This is a genomic window from Plebeiibacterium marinum, from assembly GCF_026013615.1.
GTDB classification, from domain to species: Bacteria; Bacteroidota; Bacteroidia; order Bacteroidales; family Marinilabiliaceae; genus Saccharicrinis; species Saccharicrinis marinus_A.
The window spans coordinates 24,583-44,160 of the sequence record NZ_JAPDPI010000027.1 but is presented as its reverse complement, the minus strand read 5'-3'; the positions used below and the strand labels follow the sequence as shown (position 1 = coordinate 44,160).

Annotated in this window: 10 protein-coding genes; 2 read left to right on the top strand and 8 right to left on the bottom strand. The window is 37.8% G+C overall.

Annotated features, from left to right (window positions below):
* Window positions 1–2: 2 nt before the first annotated feature.
* The 3 genes from OM074_RS13450 to OM074_RS13440 form a co-directional block, all read right to left on the bottom strand.
* On the bottom strand, window positions 3–1,838 hold the full coding sequence (locus OM074_RS13450; protein WP_363320267.1) for a SusC/RagA family TonB-linked outer membrane protein: 1,836 nt from the start codon (window positions 1,836–1,838) through the stop codon (window positions 3–5).
* A gap of 99 nt (window positions 1,839–1,937) precedes the next feature.
* Window positions 1,938–3,359, bottom strand: coding sequence for a carboxypeptidase-like regulatory domain-containing protein (locus tag OM074_RS13445; RefSeq protein WP_301200253.1), 1,422 nt, complete (start codon window positions 3,357–3,359; stop codon window positions 1,938–1,940).
* 89 nt (window positions 3,360–3,448) lie between these two features.
* Window positions 3,449–4,603, bottom strand: a complete 1,155-nt coding sequence (locus OM074_RS13440) for a FecR family protein (protein WP_301200251.1) — start codon at window positions 4,601–4,603, stop codon at window positions 3,449–3,451.
* 712 nt (window positions 4,604–5,315) lie between these two features.
* On the opposite strand from OM074_RS13440, the gene OM074_RS13435 reads away from it, so the two are divergent.
* Together OM074_RS13435 and OM074_RS13430 are read left to right on the top strand one after the other, a co-directional pair.
* On the top strand, window positions 5,316–7,925 hold the full coding sequence (locus OM074_RS13435; RefSeq protein ID WP_301200249.1) for a T9SS type A sorting domain-containing protein: 2,610 nt from the start codon (window positions 5,316–5,318) through the stop codon (window positions 7,923–7,925).
* 350 nt (window positions 7,926–8,275) lie between these two features.
* Complete coding sequence (locus OM074_RS13430; RefSeq protein ID WP_301200247.1) at window positions 8,276–8,848, top strand: RNA polymerase sigma-70 factor; 573 nt, start codon at window positions 8,276–8,278, stop codon at window positions 8,846–8,848.
* Between the two features lie 30 nt (window positions 8,849–8,878).
* Here OM074_RS13430 and OM074_RS13425 read toward each other — a convergent pair whose 3' ends face one another.
* From OM074_RS13425 to galA, 5 genes are all read right to left on the bottom strand, one after another.
* Window positions 8,879–10,975: a beta-galactosidase gene (locus OM074_RS13425; RefSeq protein ID WP_301200246.1), complete on the bottom strand. Its 2,097-nt coding sequence runs from the start codon at window positions 10,973–10,975 to the stop codon at window positions 8,879–8,881.
* A gap of 9 nt (window positions 10,976–10,984) precedes the next feature.
* A complete protein-coding gene (locus tag OM074_RS13420; protein ID WP_301200244.1) occupies window positions 10,985–13,378 on the bottom strand; it encodes a glycoside hydrolase family 31 protein in 2,394 nt (797 codons plus the stop codon).
* 297 nt (window positions 13,379–13,675) lie between these two features.
* Window positions 13,676–14,758, bottom strand: a complete 1,083-nt coding sequence (locus tag OM074_RS13415; protein WP_301200242.1) for an SGNH/GDSL hydrolase family protein — start codon at window positions 14,756–14,758, stop codon at window positions 13,676–13,678.
* A 136-nt stretch (window positions 14,759–14,894) separates the two neighbouring features.
* Window positions 14,895–16,418: a family 43 glycosylhydrolase gene (locus tag OM074_RS13410; protein ID WP_301200240.1), complete on the bottom strand. Its 1,524-nt coding sequence runs from the start codon at window positions 16,416–16,418 to the stop codon at window positions 14,895–14,897.
* A 252-nt stretch (window positions 16,419–16,670) separates the two neighbouring features.
* The gene (gene galA, locus OM074_RS13405) at window positions 16,671–19,460 is read right to left on the bottom strand and encodes a beta-galactosidase GalA (RefSeq protein ID WP_301200239.1); all 2,790 of its coding nucleotides are present in this window, start codon (window positions 19,458–19,460) and stop codon (window positions 16,671–16,673) included.
* Window positions 19,461–19,578: the final 118 nt, after the last annotated feature.

Sequence of the window (19,578 nt, the reverse complement as noted above, 5' to 3'; positions counted from 1 at the left end):
AATTAGAAAGTTGCTTGTATTGAGAAAGTAGCGTTACGAGCAAAAGGATAATCCGTTCCTCTTTCTGTTTTAACCGATGAAATCACAAATAGATCATTCATATTAACACTGAATCTCAACTGTTGTAAAAATGATTTTTTCACCAACGAAGTGTTTCTGAAATCGTAATACAAATTAACCGAAGAAAGGGTTAACGTATTGTAATCTTCAACAAATCTGGTGGTTGGACGGGTATAACTGGTATTTGATATGGCTTTGTACAACGCCATATCCCCGGCTTTTTGCCAACGATCAGTATATACCCTTTTGTCTACATTGTAGGCCAGGTTAGCATTTTCAACCTTATCTACCAACGTGGAATTGTAAATCTGACCTCCCAATCGATAGTAAAAAGCAACATTACAACCAATGTTTTTTATTTCGGAACTGATACCAAATGTACCGGTTACACTTGGCATAGCATCACCAGCAGCAATCTGGTCGTCAGCATCCCATTCATAAGTTACTGAACCATCCTTTTTCATATAGATTTCTTTTCCGTTTTGTGGATCAATCCCTAATGATTTTACGGCCCATATGGTATTAATGGATTCCCCTTCAATATAACGAACAGAAGGTGTTGTTATACTCTCTTTACTTGCAGAACTCTCTTGACTTTTTTCCTCATCTTGCTCATTGTTAAACGCCTGCAGACTATTAGAGATCTCTTTCAACTTATTTTTGTTGTGGGCGGCTGAAGCATAAACATTTACATAATTGTTATCTTTTTGATACACCCTAACATTTAAGTTAGCCTCAATACCTTTGTTTTCAGTTTTTCCCAGGTTTGCACGATAATAATTAAACCCGGTTGATGCAGGTAAGGTAACATCGGTTAGCATTGATTCGGTATTGGCCACATAGTAATCAAAACGACCGTTAACCCTTTTGTTTGCAAGAGAAAAATCAACACCAACACTGCTATCGTATTTAGATTGCCACCTTAAGTTAGGATTAGCCATACTTACCAGGTAGGAACCGATTCGTCCGTAATATGCTTCGCTGGTATAATACCTTACTGTAGATAAAGCCTCATAGGTATTGAATCCTTGCGAACCCGTATATCCGGTTGAAAACCGCAGTTTTAACTGATTAATAAACGAACTTCCTTCAAAGAACTTTTCTTTATGAATATTCCAACCGGCACCTACAGACCAGAATGTTCCCCATCTCTGGTTCGATCCGTATTCGGAAGATCCTGTTAAACGGTAGTTTGCATCGAATAAATAACGCTCGTCAAAAGAATAGTTTAATGATGCCAATCCTCCGGCAGAATGGCTAATACCTTCCGAACCCGATGGTTTTCCACCGTCTGCATATTGAATGGCAAAAATAACATGATCCATCTGGTCGTTAGGAAAACCTTCCGCACTGAGCGATACACGATCATACTTTGTATTGTTAAAATTCACCTGCCCATTCATAAAAAACAGATGGCTTCCCTTCATAAAAGAATAATTGATTCCCAAATCCCCACTGGTATATAAACTTTTACCAGTAGTTTGGTTATACGATCCTTTTTGGTATACATTTGTTTCATTAATAAAGTTAGTATGTGAAGCAGGATAAAAAATATCTGTTTGATAATCCTTTGCAGTAATACCCAGCCTACCCACTAACTTTAACTGAGGTTTTATTTTCCATTCCCCATAAAAATAATTACTCAAATCGGTATACTCGGAAACATCCTTGGTGTTAATGGTTGTATTCCAAATTGGATTTGGCTCAAATGTTCCATTATAATTATAAGATTGTATCAACTGCCCGTTATCATCATAAATCCTACTGTATGGGTTCATACGTGCATATAAACCAAAGCTCCCGTAGGGTGATTCTGAACTTTTATTGTTGGTAACAAACAATTTATTTCTGATTAAAAGATTCTTTTTGCGGTAGGTCTAAGTTAAACCACCACTAAAAGTCTCCCTCTCAGACCCCTTCATAGCACCCTTGATATTATTATAAGAAAGATCTGCCGCATACAAAACAACATCATCACCACCATCAATAAATACCGAATGTTTTTGACCTACTCCGGTTCGTACCGGCTGAGCCATCCAGTCAGTATCTACCCCGCTTAAAACTTCCAGCAACTTATTGTTATAAGTCTCATTTAAACCTAACTGTGTAAAATAATTGTCGGAATTATACAAACCTGCCTGCTTTTCAATCTCTAATTTTTCACTTGCATTTGTCAAATCGTAACTGGTTAAATCAGGCATTTCAACAGAAACAGCACCATTATACATAACTCTAAGTTTACCTTCATTGGGCCTGCGCGTTTCTATTACAACTACTCCGTTGGCACCCTTAGAACCATATACCGCTTTGGCTGTGGCATCTTTTAAAAGCGTGATATTTTCGATTAAATTAATGTCAAGATCCTTAATTTTTTCAATTGTAGATTCAAAACCATCCAGGATAAAAAGAGGTTGGTTTGGGTCGTTTTCATATTGACTTTGAAAATTCTGTGAAATAGAACTGGTTCCCCTCATCTGATAGTTCGGATTGGCATTTGGATTTGAACCTGCCGACAAATCCTCCACCATCACAAAAGAAGGGTCAATATTAGCCAAACCACTTAAAACATCCTGCGAAGTCATTTTAAGCAACTCATCTCTTTTTACTGAAGTAACAGCACCTGTGTAGGTGTTGGCCTTTCGGGTAAACACACCATTCACTACCACCTCAGAAATACCTTGTTCTTCCTCAATCATAGTAACGTTGATGATCCTTTGGCCTTCTACAGGTATCTCCTGTGTTTCCATACCGATAAATGAAAAAACAAGGACAGCATCTCCCGCTACTTTACCTTTTATTTCATACTCCCCGTTATTATTAGAATATACTCCATAAATGGTATCCTTTAACCGGATAGTAACTCCCGGAACCGGATCTCCACCGGAATCCACTACCCGCCCCCGAACTTCAATAAGTGTTTCCTGCTGCTGAGGAACACTCTTTGCCTTCTTTATAAGTATGGTATTGCGTTCAATTTCATACTCCAGATTAGTACCTCTAAGAGCCTGATTTAAAATCTCCTCAATGGTTTCATCCTGTGCAGTAAGAGAAATGTAAACATCTTTCACCACCCCATCATCATACAGGAAATCCAGAGAGGTTTGATCCTCAATCATCTTAAAAAGCTCTTTAATACTAGAATTTTCGAGCTGAACACTCATCCTGCTTTGTGAAAAAGTACTGGAGTGCGCCTGAAGGCTAAAAAACAAAATAAATAATACCAGGTTTTTCATAATCCAAAAAGTTCGCCTATGCTTTCCCCAATATAAGAAAGCACAGCCCATGAATTTTTTTTTCATACATTTGTGTGTAAGTTATTAAACATTGAATACATCATTGTGTATTCGGACTTAATTGAGCCGGAAAATGTTGCCGCATTTTCTGGCTTTTATTTTGAAATAGATACAACGTTTTGATCTATTCTTATTTTTACATCTGTAATTTTTTCTATCATTCCAGAGATAACGTTAAAGTCCTCGAAGCGGTCCACTTTTCCTGATATGAGCACATTTTTAGAATCCTCATCAAGATATTTTACATCAATATCATACCATCGTGCAAATTTTTTCATGGCAGACTCCAACGATTCGCCTTCAAACCTAAACTCTCCGTTGATCCAACTTGTGTACAAATCTGTATCCACTTGCAAGCTTTTAAGTACCTGCCCGGATCTGGAGTAAACAGCTTGTTCACCAGGCTCTATAATTACAGAACTTGCTTGATGACTAACCTGTACACTACCTTCAATTAAAGTAGTTTGAACCCGATCTTCATTTTGGTAAGCAAAAACATTAAATGTGGTTCCTAATACCTGGATATCTGCATCAGGTGTTTTAACAATAAATGGATTGGAACTTTTGGTTACCTTAAAGTATGCCTCCCCTGTAAGATAAACTACTCGTTGCTCCCCCACAAAAGTAACCGGATACCTTAGCTCCGAATCACAATTTAGTTTAACAACCGTACCATCGCCCAAAATAATTTCATACTCACACCCAATAGGTGTAATAAGTTTATTATAAACAAGTTCTTTTACATTGGTATTTTGGTAACTTAATTGACGGTTCTGAATTTGAATCTCATTCCCTTCATGTTCTTTTACTACGCTTAAACTATCACTTGATTCATCAAGAATCATATCCTTTCCGTTACTTAACACAAGAATAGCTTTTTCTTTCCCCGGAGAAATTGATTGTACTATTGCAGGTTTACTGTTATAGAGTTGATCTTTAAAAACAAAAACAGAAAGCATTACAGGTATTGCAATAATAGCAGCATATTTTAAAACACTAAAAACAATTTTTCTTTGACGTTGCTTGTATTGTTTTCTTTTTAGCTTATCCCACCCTAAAGCAACATTTATAGATTCATATTTCTTTATTTTATTCCCTTTAAACTCATTGGCAATTAATTTTTCAAATAACTGCCGGTTTTGTAAATCCTTCCCTAACCACTTATCAAGTTCCTGTTTTTCAATATCAGACAAACTATCTGCCAGATAATTACCAATTAATTTACTAATGTTATAATATTGTTCTTCCATAATCATGAAATTAAAAAAGGCCTTGTTTTTTCCGGTTTTACATATCAGAATTATCCACCGGATATTATAATAACACTAATGAATTAAAATATGGTGGGTCATATTTGCTTTTTTTTGTAATTATTTTCTGATTTTTTGTTTCAATTCATTACAAAAACTTACATGTACCTATATATCAAAGCTTTAACTAATATACAAAAAGAGAGCATCATCTTGCATTTCAAAAATCTTATCAATTTATGCCAATCAAGTATTGGAATTATCGTATTCAAAACTGAGTTTAAAAAGTAACTTGCACAATAGTTCACACCCCATCTACCTGATTACCTGAGTACAACCACACCCTCCAATTAAACATATGTGCAAAAAAGTTAAAATATTTAGCCAGGACATCAACAATAAATCAAGTTAATTAAACATCTGTTAGAACCCTTTAACACATAATTATTGATCTTGCCAAAGCATTTAAACAAATCGGAAGAAGTGCAATATAAAGACTGATTTTGTGCTTGATGATAGACTGCCTGCTACTTTCGAATATAAAGTTGTAAGGAATTTATTTCTGAACCAACTTGTTTTACAATCATAAATATTATCTGCAGATATATAAATGAGTCACGAACGCGGGCTCTATTATTTACCCAGGAATAAATATATCGCCTGACAACAGGCCACGATAGGTTTATCCCACAAATCTAAATTCAAAATGAATATGAAATTTACCAAAATGAGAGGACTCAGGACTAATCCTCTAAAAAAAACAAAAGTTCCTACCCAAAGACGGCTTTGGCTATCAGCCATGCTAATTTTCTTTAGCATGGGAATAATTAATGCGCAAAAAAACGAGAACATTGCGATTTATGCCGACGTAAGTACTTCGTTGGTTTCGGGCTGGGAAAGCCTTGATGCCGTAAACGATGGATATGAACCTGTTTCGTCTACCGACAGGTCGCACCCTGTTTATGGCAACTGGTACAGCCCCAATACGTTTAACTGGATTGAATACGAATGGGCAGCCTCTTGTATTATTGACTCAGTAAAAGTATATTGGTTTACCGATAATGGAGGCTTGCTAATTCCGGATACAGCCTTTTTTGAATATTATGAAAATGGAGATTGGTCTGTTACAAAAACAAAAGTACCCACTGTAATCAACCAATTCAACACGGCCAAACTAAATGGGGTTACAACCAACAAAGTGCGCCTTCAAATGAGAAACAGCACTGAATCCACTGGTATTGTTGAATTTCAGGTATTTGGAAGAACCCAAAGTGGTGTTATCGATTTTGAAGCACCATCCGAACCCGGGAAACCAGAAATTGTATCTATAGATAATGCAAGCATTACTCTGAAATTTGATAAAAGTGTAGACAATGATCAAATTAAGGAATATGACATTGTGTTAAACGACGAAATGTTAGCCACTTTTACAGATACCATTGGTACAATAAATGATGTACCAACAGATAAACTGAGCTATCTGACCGTAAAAGCTAAGGATGCTACCGGTAATTCTTCTAATTCAGAAGGAATATGGGTTTTTGTTGGTTCGCAAAACAACCAGCTGACCAGCTTTGATTGGCCATCATATAATCCAACTGTTAACTACGACTTCAGGGATGAGTACCCGGATATTACAGAGCCTACCAAGGAGCTGGATGACTGCCCTGAGGTGGTTGGCTCTCAATCTTCAGGTTGGTGGACTTTTAAATGGGGACCTAAGAAGAAATCTGAAATTACAGAAGCTGCCATCACACCTCTTTTGGAAAGAATGAATGAAGACTTTGCCTATTTTAGAGATGTAATGGGTTGGCCACCGGATAAAAGAGCTAAAAACGGTTACAGGAGCGCTGTATATTTGTATGGTTCAGGGTTGAGCACTGATGATGCGGACTCTACAGATTTAGGAGGCTGGCAAAGTTCAATCTATTACAACGGAGAATCATGGCCAATGGTGTTAGCTTCGTATTATCCCATTTATAGTTTCGACCCTGATTGCCCTTACGCCGACAGGGAAGCACAAATGGGAGCTATGGTACACGAAGGAATCCATTCGGTATTGGCAGATATGCCTGGATGTAAACAAGCGGCCTGGTTCCATGAAGGAGGAAATACATGGTTACAACAAGAGATGGAATCTCAAAAAAGCGGCGATTACAGTTCTATGGGATTTTTAAACGTAACCGGTTTTATTGCTCCTTTTATGCCAATTGAATGTTATACTGGCTGGTTACAGGATGATTCGTTTGGTGGCCCAAGTGCAGAAGGTGTTAATATGTTTGATGGTAGCCAACAGATATGTACATGGAGAAACCTGCTGGGAGGAAACCAATACAATAACACCTTCCCAACATTTATGGGGCAAACCCTGGGTAATAAATCTGTAGCATGGGTATGGAGGTATTGTACCGGTCGTGTATTAGAAGGACTTGCTGATGGAATTGGGGAAATGCAAATAAGAAAGCTAATTATTGAATATCGTGCAAAACAAGCGCTACTGGACATGGGTCCCTGGACCGGAGCCTATAAGTCATTGCTAAACGGTTCATTTATGACGTCTATTGGTGCGGAATGGCAACCTTCGTGGTTAAACCCTGACGAATGGATAGCAACTCCCTACGCCAAAACAACTTATGATGCATCAACAAAAACACTAACCCCGGAATACAGAACTACTCCCGGATGGTCAGGTGGAAACCAGATTCCTCTAAATGTTTCAGGAGTGAACACTGGAGATACCATTATAGTGGACTTTACACCACTGGGTAAAAACATGAGCTGCCAACTTTGCTACAGGGCTGAAGATGGCTCTACCATGTACGGAAAACCAGTTTCTGAAGGAGAATGCGCCCTTGTAATTGAAAAGCTTCCTGCAAACAGTGTAGTTTTTGCTGTTGTGGCAAATTCCGACTATATATATTTAGGAGAGGAAACACGTACTGCTCACTATGATTACCGCCTAAAACTGGTAAAAGGAATTTACCAAAAGGCAAGTATATATAAACGCTGGTACGATTATGAAGCGGTTATTGAAGATGTTGTAGATAATACAACTACTGATATTGAAGCCATTGAAGTTTCTGATGATTTTACATTCCCGGTTTTATTAAACAATCATGGATATGACGCAAAAGTAACAGGTTTGTTAGATGAGAATAATATGATTGAGGTATATGATATTTCAGGAAATAAAATTTACTCGGAGGAATTTTACGGCAGACAGGTTGACATACAACTGTCAAAACTACCCGCAAAAGGCATATATGTACTTATCGCAAAAACAGGAGGTAAGCTTTATTCCTTTAAACTACTCAATAGATAGCATACTACGAATAATTAAACAATAAATATGGAGGCTGGTCATTTGATCAGCCTCTGTTTATGAAAAACAATCACGTATTTATAGCTTACGGATATTGATGATTAAAAATGAAAGCATAGCACAACAAGTTGAATACCCATTTAGAAATATTACCCCACAATATCTCAATACCCGTTGTTTTTTCTGCTTCATAAATACAATTACGCACTATTTTGCGGCATGATGTAACATTTTTAGAGGATTTAATCCACAAAAATATATCTTTGCAGTGTTGATGTATATCTATAAATGATTAATACTGTCCCTTATTGTTTAATCAATCTTATTAACAATAAATTTTTTCATCAGAAATGAACAAAGGTGATACAAATAAACTGATAAAGGATCTTAATGACGGAAGTGATAGTGCTTTTCGTACTTTATTTGATTTATTCTATCCGTCGCTTTGTTTATTTTCGGAAAAGTATGTTGTTAATACTTCGGCAGCTCAAGATATTGCTCAGGAAGCATTTGTAAAATACTGGGAAAAACACCATACTTTTGACAATATTTTAAAAATCAAATCCTACCTATACGTATCCGTTAGAAATGCAAGCCTGAATTATCTGAGACTAAAGAAGCATACTTTGGCATTGGATGACCTAAAAAAAATAGAATCCGAAGATTTTTACAAGGATATACTTATTGAAGAAGAAACCTACCGTATCTTTTATCAAGCCATTAACAGTCTGCCCAACCAAATGAAAACTGTAATTCAGTTCACACTCGAAGGTCTTAAAAACAAAGAAATAGCAGAACAAATGGGCATATCTGAAAACACGGTCCATTCTCATAAAAAAGAGGCATATAAAAAACTGAAAGAAAATTTAAAAGTTCATTATTTATTGGATCTTTTATTAATAATGATCAATCACACCTTATAAAAAGTTTATAAGGTGCAACTTAATCCCGATCTATGGGTGTTTTTCAGACTTATGAACACTCCAAACTGCAACATCGGCAGGGTGTAATACCTTATCTCCAATTAAATAATTACCCTCATAACCTAAAATATAATCATCGGAAGAATAATTTACGGCTACCATAAAACCATCACGGTAGTCAACAAATACACCTTCCGGATAGTCTTCGCAAGTTACCTTATTCTGTAGATAAGCATGTTTAATTATATCCTTTTCCAATTGGCCATCAATAGATTCAACACCAATATACCACACCTTGCCTTTACCGATTTTGGCAGATAGAATGCAAGAGGCGCCTTTATAGAACTGATCGTTATAAACAGCCAGTACTTCCGACCCGCCATCTGCTACAATTTGTTCACCCCACGAATTCCAGGAGTAAGATCGTCCTTTCATTGTAATTTGTCCTGTAGTTCCTCCCGGCAACATATCAAATGTTCTAACCTCACCCCCAATTAATTCATTCATAATACCCGACAGGTTGCTTTCCCATAAATGCGCATTTTTATCTTTAGCTCCCGTTCTTGCACTAACAATAAGGTTTCCACCTTTTGAAACATAATCCTTCCATTTTTTAATTAAGGCAGAATCAACCATCTCATAAGCAGGAACAATTAAAAAAGGAAACTGGTTAAAATCATCTTCCTCAGAAATAAAAGCCACCGGAGCCCCCAATGAATGCAAAACAGACTGATAACGTTGCATATGTTTCCAGGTATCCCATTTAAAAGTCTGCTTTTGGCGTTCCAGGTTCCATAGGTTATCAAACGACCACAGGATAGCAGCCTTTCGTTTTTGTAATTCTTTGGGCATTTGTAATTTGGAATTGTAATTTTTACGCAACTGATTCATTTCCTTTATAACCTCAACATATTCTTTCCCTCCCTGGCTTAAAGAAACCCCATCTGTAGCTACAATACCATGATGATATTGCTCAGCACCAAATAAAACCTGGCGGTAACGGTAGGTACAGGCATATGAACTTCCACCTGCAAAGCAATGCCAAAGCCACATTCGAACCGTACCCGGTTGTAACAATGAATTATGGCTGGCCCAGTTTACCTGCCCCGGTTGCAATTCCATAACCCCGGTAATGCCATCCACTGATTTATAATAATCATTGGCATACATCAGCACTGAATAATCCCCTAAACGAAAACCAAGCTCTCCAAGATTGTTGCTTCCGTAATTTGGGTAGGCTGTAAAGGATGCAAAATCCATCTTAGTACTTCTAAGTGGATCAGTCTGACTGCCTTTGGCTACATAATTTGTAGTGACAAACTGATTTTTATCGATATATTTCCTTAGCTCATCAGCCTGAAAATCAAGAAATGCCGCCTGCGTATCTGCTGTAAACCTTTTGAAATCAAGCAAGGCTATCGGGTTAGTCCCCCACCATCCTACATTATTGGCATTATGGATACATACCTCGCTAAATGTTTTATATAACTGGCTCCAAAAAGCGGTTCCCCATGATGTGTTTAAACTATCAATATCTGTATATTTTTCTTTCAGCCAAATTCGAAAAGCCTGTTGTGCTGATTCACTGTAATCCTCTTTGGCTTCTGGTTCATTATCTATTTGCCAACCAATTACCGCTTTATTTGAACCATAGTGCTGAGCCATAGCAGCAACAATCTTTTGGGTATACTTTAACACAATTGGGTTCGACAAGGACATGTTCGCTCTTGTTCCATGTTCCTTACGTTGATAATTGGCGTCTTTAAGAAATATTTCGGGATGCTTGATACTTAGCCAAACGGGAGGACAAGGCGTAGGAGTTCCCAAAATTACTTTTAACCCATTTTTGTCGGCCAGTTCAACCACTTTATCTAGCCACATAAAATCAAAATTACCTTCCGTTGGTTCCATCTGAGACCAGGCAAACTCAGCCATATGGATAAACTCAAAACCCTGATTGGCAATATTCTTAATATCCCTCTCCCACTGCTCTTCGGGCCAGTGTTCAGGGTAATAATAAACTCCAACCGACATGAGATCTTCCTTTGAAAAGAAATCCTGTGCCAACAGCTGAGCAGACGTAACAAAAACCATCAACAGCCATACTATCTTAAATCTTAACATCATATACCTCTTTTATTTAATAAGCATTTCCTTTATTACTAATGCACTGTTGATTCCTTCGTTATTTACCTGCCACTGTGCACCTTGTTTTTTTACAGTAATTTCGTGTAGTTTCACATCTTCCGGCAAGCATATCAATCCTTTAGCCTCCTGGATATTTTGACCATAAACTTTCAGTTCCAGCTTACTCCAATCCATATCTTTGGTTGATTGAGCCAGTTGGATATGAGGAATAACCGAACCCTCCTTTACCAGCATAACAATTGGAATATCCCCTGCCTCAATCAGGTGCCAGCCTCCTTCATATATTTTACCTGTCTGGTAATCGATCCAGTTGCCTTTAGGCAGATATACATTGCGTTCTGTTACTTCCTCAAACAAGGGCGCTACCAAAATATCTTCTCCAAACAAATATTCATCATCGACTAACCAGGAACCCGGATCATCAGGAAATTCTACAAAAAGAGCACGCATCATAGGCAAACCTGTCTGGGTACACTTTTTAGCCTGGGCATAAATATATGGCATCAACCGGTAGCGCATATTATCGGCTTTTCTGAAATCGTTTAAAAAAACTTTACTGTATTCCCAAGGCTCTTTTGGTGGAGCGCCATGACTTCGGGTATGTGATGTCAGCATGCCAAAAGGCGTCCATCTTCTGTATAAATCTTCAGGTGTTTGAAGTACAAAACCACCTATATCATGACTCCAGAATGAAAACCCACTCAAACCAATGGAGAGTCCTCCTCGTAAGGCTGCTGCCATAGCCGTATTTGTGTTGGCTGGATCTCCTCCCCAATGCACAGGGTAGCGCTGGCTTCCGGCCCAGGTACTACGTGCCCACATAATTTGTTCTCCCTTGGTTTTTTGCGTAATCTCAGCAACCGCTTTATTATATCTAAGAGGAAATAAGTTATGCTCATAGAAACCTGTTTTCCCTGAAGCATAAATACCGTTATAAGGTGCTGCTTCGCCAAAATCAACCTTAATGGCACCAACGCCCAGTTCAAGCAACCCAGCAATCTTACTTTGATACCAGTCCACTGTTTTGGGGTTTGAGAAATCGAGGACTGCATCTTCGTAAGGTAAATTTCCTTTAGGATTCTTAACAAACAGTCCCTTATCAACTATCTCACTAAAAAGCTCATTTTTAGGCACAAAAAAAGGAAGCTGCCACAAACAGGTTTCAAAACCCTGTTTCTTCAGGTCGGTAATCATCTTACCTGCATCCTCAAAACGAGAAGTAGAAAACTGATAATCGCAACGCCAATCCGTTTCAAACCATCCTGTATCAAAATGAATCACATCGCAAGGGATCTTATTCTTCCGTAAATCTTTGGCTACGGTACGACCATCCTCCTCACTAAAATAAGTAATGCGACTCATCCAAAAACCAAAAGACCAAAGCGGAGGCATCTGTGCTTTTCCGGTAAGGTTCGTATATTCATTTAACACATCTTTAGGTTCTCCCAGAAATACAAATAAATCCAATGATTCATCACCAACCATAATTGAATTTAAACCGCTAAAGTATTTTCCAAAATCGCAGGTTATGGGTGTTGAAGTATGCATAAACATACCATAGCCCCTGCTACTCATAAAAAATGGGATGGGTTTATACATGGTTTCGTTTTGAACACCATTGGCATCATCTGTGCATAAAACCACCTTTTGGCCTCGTTTATTAAACTGGGTATAGGATTCACCACAACCAAAAATCATTTCGTTGGGCGACAAAGTAAAAGCTGCATTAAAGCTTCTGGAATAATCGCTGGCCCGCCTAACATAAGAAAACGGCATAATTGGCGTGTAGGTTGATTCTGCATTATCCAGATGATGATTGGTTGCCGTTAAAAGTTTACCCTCTGCATTGTAAAATGCAATACGCCAGGGATACGCACTTACTACGACTTTACCATATTTGCTTGAGTAGATATAGTTCCCCTCTATTTTTGAATAATCCCAAATTTTACCGGCCTTTACATGACCATTTACCAACATCAGTGATTGCTCATTGGCAGTATAGTCTTTACCACTAAAAAAACGCAACCTGACTGTTTTATCTGATACAAACTCAATGGAAAAGTTTTGTTTTGGAGATGCTTCATATTCTCCTTCAGGAAATTCATTTTCAGTAACCGGACGTAACACGCCCAGCATATTATTAAATGCATAACGTGTTTTGTATTCGTAACGGTTATAAGCTACTTTACCTGTTCCTGTTGCAGGATTAAACTGCACAAGGCTATCTGCAAAATAATAGGTATTCTTAAAATCATAAAAATCCGGTGAAATATCTACAGGTTCATTAACCAGACCATGATTTTGAATTTGTGCTTTTAATAAGGGCGAGATGCAAAAAACACATGATATCACAATGCATTTTAGCCATTTCATTTGAGTCATAATACTTTGATTTAGAATTTATCCACAAAGTTAGACCAGATGAATTTGCCTGAGGTGCAAAAATGATAAGCATATGTGTAAAAATGTAAACAAGGGCGAAAAAAACTGAGATAGTCCACGTTTGAACTATTAATTGTAACTGTAACATATTAAATCCCCATTGCCGCACCTACGGTGCGGAACTTCCCCTTGCATTCAGGAGCAAAGGGAAGAGCTGATTTGCAGGAATTTTATAAATTATAACTTTGATCCTCTATAGTTTCCAACTTATAATGATACTTATGTAAGTATTGCCAATTACCACTCAATATTCTCTTCAATAAAACCAATTAGCTGTTTGGCCATGGCTTGTTGCTCCTCAACCTTAGGATGCCCCCCTGTATTTTTAAATGGAAAAAAGCAGGTATATAAGTTACTGTCACCCATTTGGTCGACAGCTGTTTGAATATAACCGGGCCATTCAGAACCTTCACGAGTGGCATCCATGTTTCCAAGAGCGCAAATAATATGGGCATCAGGGTATTTTGAACGAAGAGATGATATAAATTGCTTATATGATTCTATAATAAATCCACTATCGGGTTTAGAAGTACCAAAACGACTTTTAAAAGATTCATGCTCCGGCCTGTTTACCAACCAGGAATCATTCTGAAAAAGGTTCACCACCACTACATCGGGTGTGTATTGTGAAAAATCCCATACAGATGTTGAATCTGTAGCATCTACCCTATCATACATTTCAGGCATAATCATTGGAAACCAACTAATCACAATACCAATACCACTTTTTGCAATACAGCTGTATTGCGCATCAAAATGACGTGCAGTAATTGCCCCATAGGTTTCGTAGTTATTCTGAAAATATCCAAACCACCGATCTTTCCCGCTATAATCCTCATTACCAAAACCACAGGTTATCGAGTTACCATAAAACTCTATTTTTCTTTTTTTTGGTTCCGGTGCTGGCAATAGCTTACCTCCTTTATCTACCTTAAAACCATAAAACAAAGTTTTACCTTTATCCCATTCGGTTCTCTTAAACAGTTGTACAATATGTTTGCCCTCTGATAAACCAGAAGCCAACTGATAGGATTGCTTCACTGAGTCGGTGTGTATCTTAGAAATCACTTCTCCATCAACAATCACATTATAATAATTGGCAGTATCCAGGTCCTGCAGAGTAGCAGAAACTCCTGTACCCTCAAATTGCATGGTTACCGAGGTGCCTGGCCATGAAAATTCTGCGGCATCTTCCTGATATACAATCCTGCCTTCATAAGTTAAATTGGTATTATCATATGCAACCCGAACTACTTTTTCACTGCATGCACTAAGCAATACAACTGAAATGAGAATAAAAATTTGACTGATTTTCTGCATTATATATTTGTTATGTTATTTAATATAACAGATCGTTAGATTTTAGATAAGAGATAAGAGACTCATTTACAAGATGCTTAAAATCAAATTTTTACCTAACTTAAGTTGATTTTATTAAATATCTCATAATCTTACACTAATAAAAAACTAACGAACTATTGTTTATAGGTTCATATTTAAAATTACTAAACTTAACATTTCCTTCTCCCATGGAAACCAAACCAATTCGCAAACTCAAAAAACCGCCTAATACATTATGGTGATAGGCAGAAACCTCCATTGAACTTTCTATTTTCATCCACTTTTCTCCATCTAAGCTATAGAACATATCAACAATATGATTGACATTCCGAAGCTTCAGGTATACATGTTGGTCAATAACACCTTTTTCGGTTGCAAACTGCCATCCGCGCAAATTAGCTAAAATATTGGATTTATCGGCAAGAATCCCGGAAGCAAACATATTACTATAGTACAAAACTAATCCACCTATAGCATCCCCTTCAATCTCTAACTCCACCTCCGCTGTGTAGGAATGGTCTGCCGGCATCAATAAAAGCGGCGAGCAATCTGCAAGCACAGAGCCTTTTGCCTGAATATCCAGTGTATTGTCTTCTAAATAAAAACGTGACGGATCATATTCTCCAAAAAATTCCCATTCCGGATTTAATGATGCCTTACCAAAATCATAGTTAAACGATGCCTTAATTTGGTCACCTGCCAAAGATGGTTGTTTTATCGGTTGAGTAATATCAAAATCCTGAGGTAATTTAAACCAACCATCTTTAGTCCATTCTATTGGAGCCAACAACGTTTGACGTCCCATATTATAGAAACCTTTTTCATAACCATGAAAAATCATCCACCAATTATTATCCTTACCTTCAAACACAGTTCCATGTCCTACAGAATGCCAGTGTTCAGAATTGTCTACTGTCCTTATAATTGGATTGTAAGAGGAGTTTTCCCAAGGACCCAAAGGTGATTTTGAACGGGCAGATATAACCATATGTCCAGTTGCTGGTCCTGCCGTTCCCCCTTGCGCTACAATAAGATAGTAATACTCGCCACGTTTAAATAACTTTGGTCCTTCCATACAAAAACATTCAATAGTCCATTCTCTGGGTATGGGCCAACCATCATAGGCTTGCTTTAGTTCGCTGGTAACCCTTAAACCATCTTCCGACAAGGAAACATAACCTCCATTACTAAAATACAGATACCGATTACCCTCATCATCAGCAATATGGCCCGGATCTATATTTCCAACCTTTAAATCCACAGGTTCACTCCATGGGCCTGTAATAGAATCGGCAACCACCACATAATTGGTATTATTTGCCGGAAAATAGATATAATATTTGTTCTTATATTTTACCAAATCCGGTGCCCAAACAGAGCCTATGTACTTGGTCAAAGCACTGGTTACCGGTTTCCAGTTTACCAGATCTCTTGAGTGATAAATGGTTAATCCCGGATAATATTCAAACGAAGAATGAACAACGTAATAATTATCTCCATCAACCAATATACTTGGATCAGGATAATCTCCTGCAAAAATGGGGTTATGATATAAGCCAACCTCGGTATTTTCATTTTTACTTTGCGCATTTAGGAACACGCACGTAAGTGATAGTAATAAAATAATTGAATTTCTCATGGATATATTTTTTTTGCAAAGTCACAATAATGTAAAAACATCATCTTCCTGTAAAATAGTAATTTATCACACAAACTTTTTACACTTATGGAGCATGGCACTTAGCGGTTTTATTAACTATTTATTGTTCCATTAGTTCGTTAATTTTTTATAATGTACTGAATCTAAATACATTGAATAATTTATGACAAAATTATTATCTTATTGATTTTAAGCAAATTGTAAATCAGTCTAATGTCTATTATCTAAAATCTAACGATCTATTGTGTTCTTAACTACAATTTTAATCTCTCCTGCTTCTAATCCTTCAGAAGTTGCCTTTAGGTTGATTTCACCTTCTCCATCGGCTTGTACAATAACCTGAGCCAGACCTTTAAACAGGCGGCGATGAACTTTTTCTGATTTAGTTATTACCTGAATCACTCCCGGGATCTTATTGGGTTCGTCCCATTTGTTTTTAGGTTTAAAAGGATCTGCAATCACCACAATGTTATTCTCGCCCATTTTAAGCCAGTTTTTATCAATAGCAAACTGAGCGTCACCAGCCTTTGCCAACACCTTTTCTCTAAGTAAATGCCCGTTTAAATATATACTTTGTTGATTGCCCACATGCTTATAATACCATGTGTAAGACTGCTCTGCATTAGGAATATCGTTTAAGGTAAAAGATGTTCTCATCGCCTTTAATTCAACATCTCCCTTTAAATTACTTTTCTCAATTTCTACGGAGTCCATATCTACCAATTCAGCCTTTGGCAACTCAATCTGTAGGTATGTGTCAACAAATACTTCCTTTTCCAGAGAAGTAGGATTACCATTACCCACACCAATAATTTTTCCGGCACCTTCTATCTCAAATTCCAATAAATGATCAGCCGTGGCAATATGGTTTCCTCGTTTATCAGTAACATCAACAGTAATCATGGCTATACCATTATTATTCAGGGTCGTTTTGTTACAGACTAGTTGTATATTCTTGGCTTTTCCGGTAGTTTTTCGCTCGCAAGTCAACACTTTTTTTCCGTTATTATACCCTATCGCTTTGATTGAACCGGATTTAAATGGCACATTCCATGCCAGATGACCATTAGGTTCCATTGCTTTTTTGCCAAGCGATTTATTGTTGAGGAATAGCTCTACTTCGTTACAATTACTATAAGCCCAAACATTAATTGTATCTCCATCGTGCCAGTTCCAATGTGGTAAAAGATGTAATACCGGTTTATCCTGCCACCATGATTTTAAATAATAAACATTGTCTTTTGGGAAACCACACAAATCCATCATACCAAAATAGGATGTAACCGAAGGCCAAACGTAAGGTGTGGGCTCTCCCCGATAGTCAAAACCCGTCCAAATGAACATACCCGACAAATAATCTCGCTCGATATAGTGTTTCCAGCACTCCTGAATGGTAAACCAACCCGGCAATGGCTTTACATCATAAGCTGTTTTATAGTGCTTTTCATCATCTTCGATGTAAACACCTCGGGTTGTATAAGTAGATCCCTCTTCTGTACCAATGCAAGGTTTATCGGGGAATTGCTGATGAAATTCATCCGTATCACCATGAATCAGATAGTTAAAACCCATTATTTCAACCGAAGTGGATGAGCCTTGTCCCCACCCTCCGCTTATAGCCACATTTACTGGTCGTGTCGGATCAATTTGCCTGGCAAAATTTTGCATGGTCTGCGTCATCCGGGCTCCTATTTCATTCCACTCAATACCCCACTCTTCGTTACCAACGGACCAAACAATTACGGATGGATGATTACGATCGCGACGAATCAAACGTTCCATCTCGTGCAAAGCTTTTTCGGTAGTCCCCATCAGGCGGTTTTCATCTATCACCAACATTCCCATCTCGTCGCACAATTGCAATAACTCGGGAGTTGGTGGGTTATGCGAACTACGGATCGCATTACTTCCAAAGGATTTTAATTGTTGTAAGCGCCAGCGAATTAAATCATCGGGCATAGCACAGCCCACCCCGGCATGATCCTGATGATTATTGGTACCTTTTAGTTTTACATGTTCTCCATTTAAGAAAAATCCTTTGTTGGCATCAAAACGAATACTTCGGATCCCAATGCGCGTGCGATATTCATCTACCACTTTACCGCCAACTGTAATTTGAGTTAATACAGTATGTAAATACGGATCTTTAAGCGACCAAAGGTGGGCATCATTAACTTTAATTTCTGACTTCATCTGGGTATGAGCCATGGCATCTAACGTGTCAACATCATTTACTGAAGTTGCAACTACCTTGCCCTCTGCATCTACAAGCTGATTCAACACTCCGAATTCAATGGAATGATTTTCCTTGTTTACAACTTCCACCTCAACACGCACTAATGCATCATTATCTTTAATTTCGCTATAAACAAAAGTACCATCCTTAGGTACATGAAGTCCCGAAGTTTTACGCAGCCACACATGACGGTAAATTCCTGCTCCTTCGTAGTACCAGCCTTCTTCCATACTCACATCAGCTCTTACTGCTACCACATTTTCTTCACCATAATTCAGAATATCGCTGATATTATAACTAAAACTCTGGTAACCGCTTGGTTCATTGCCCAGATAATGTCCATTTACCCAGACTTTGGAATCTCGCGATACGCCATCAAAATCAAGAAATATTTGTTTGCCTAAATCGGTGCTGTCTATTTTAAATGTTTTACGATACCAGCCCACCGAAACATCAGGAAAACCTGGCCCTACAGCTTTATATCCATGACTATGGCTTGCTTTAGAATCAAAAGGCATTTCTACAGCCCAGTCGTGAGGCACATTCAATTTACGCCATGCCCGGTGATCAAAATCTATGGCTGCGGCACCATCACCTCCGTACCGGGCTTTAGCCAGATAGGTAAAGTAACTTGTTCCTGTATTAAAATCTCTGGACTTATTGAAGGGATGCCCAAAGGCAAAATACCAATTATCATCGAAGTTGACTCTCTCTCTTATTCCCTGTGCTTGCGATAGAATATTGATTAACAAACAAGTGATTATTACTATTGAGGATTTTTTCATGCGTTTTAGATTTCTCGCAAAGCCGCAAAGGCGCAAAGAAAATTGCAGATCAGACCTATTGCGTGCTAAAAGCTTAATATGGTTGTTTTATTGGATTAATATTATCTCGCAAAGCCGC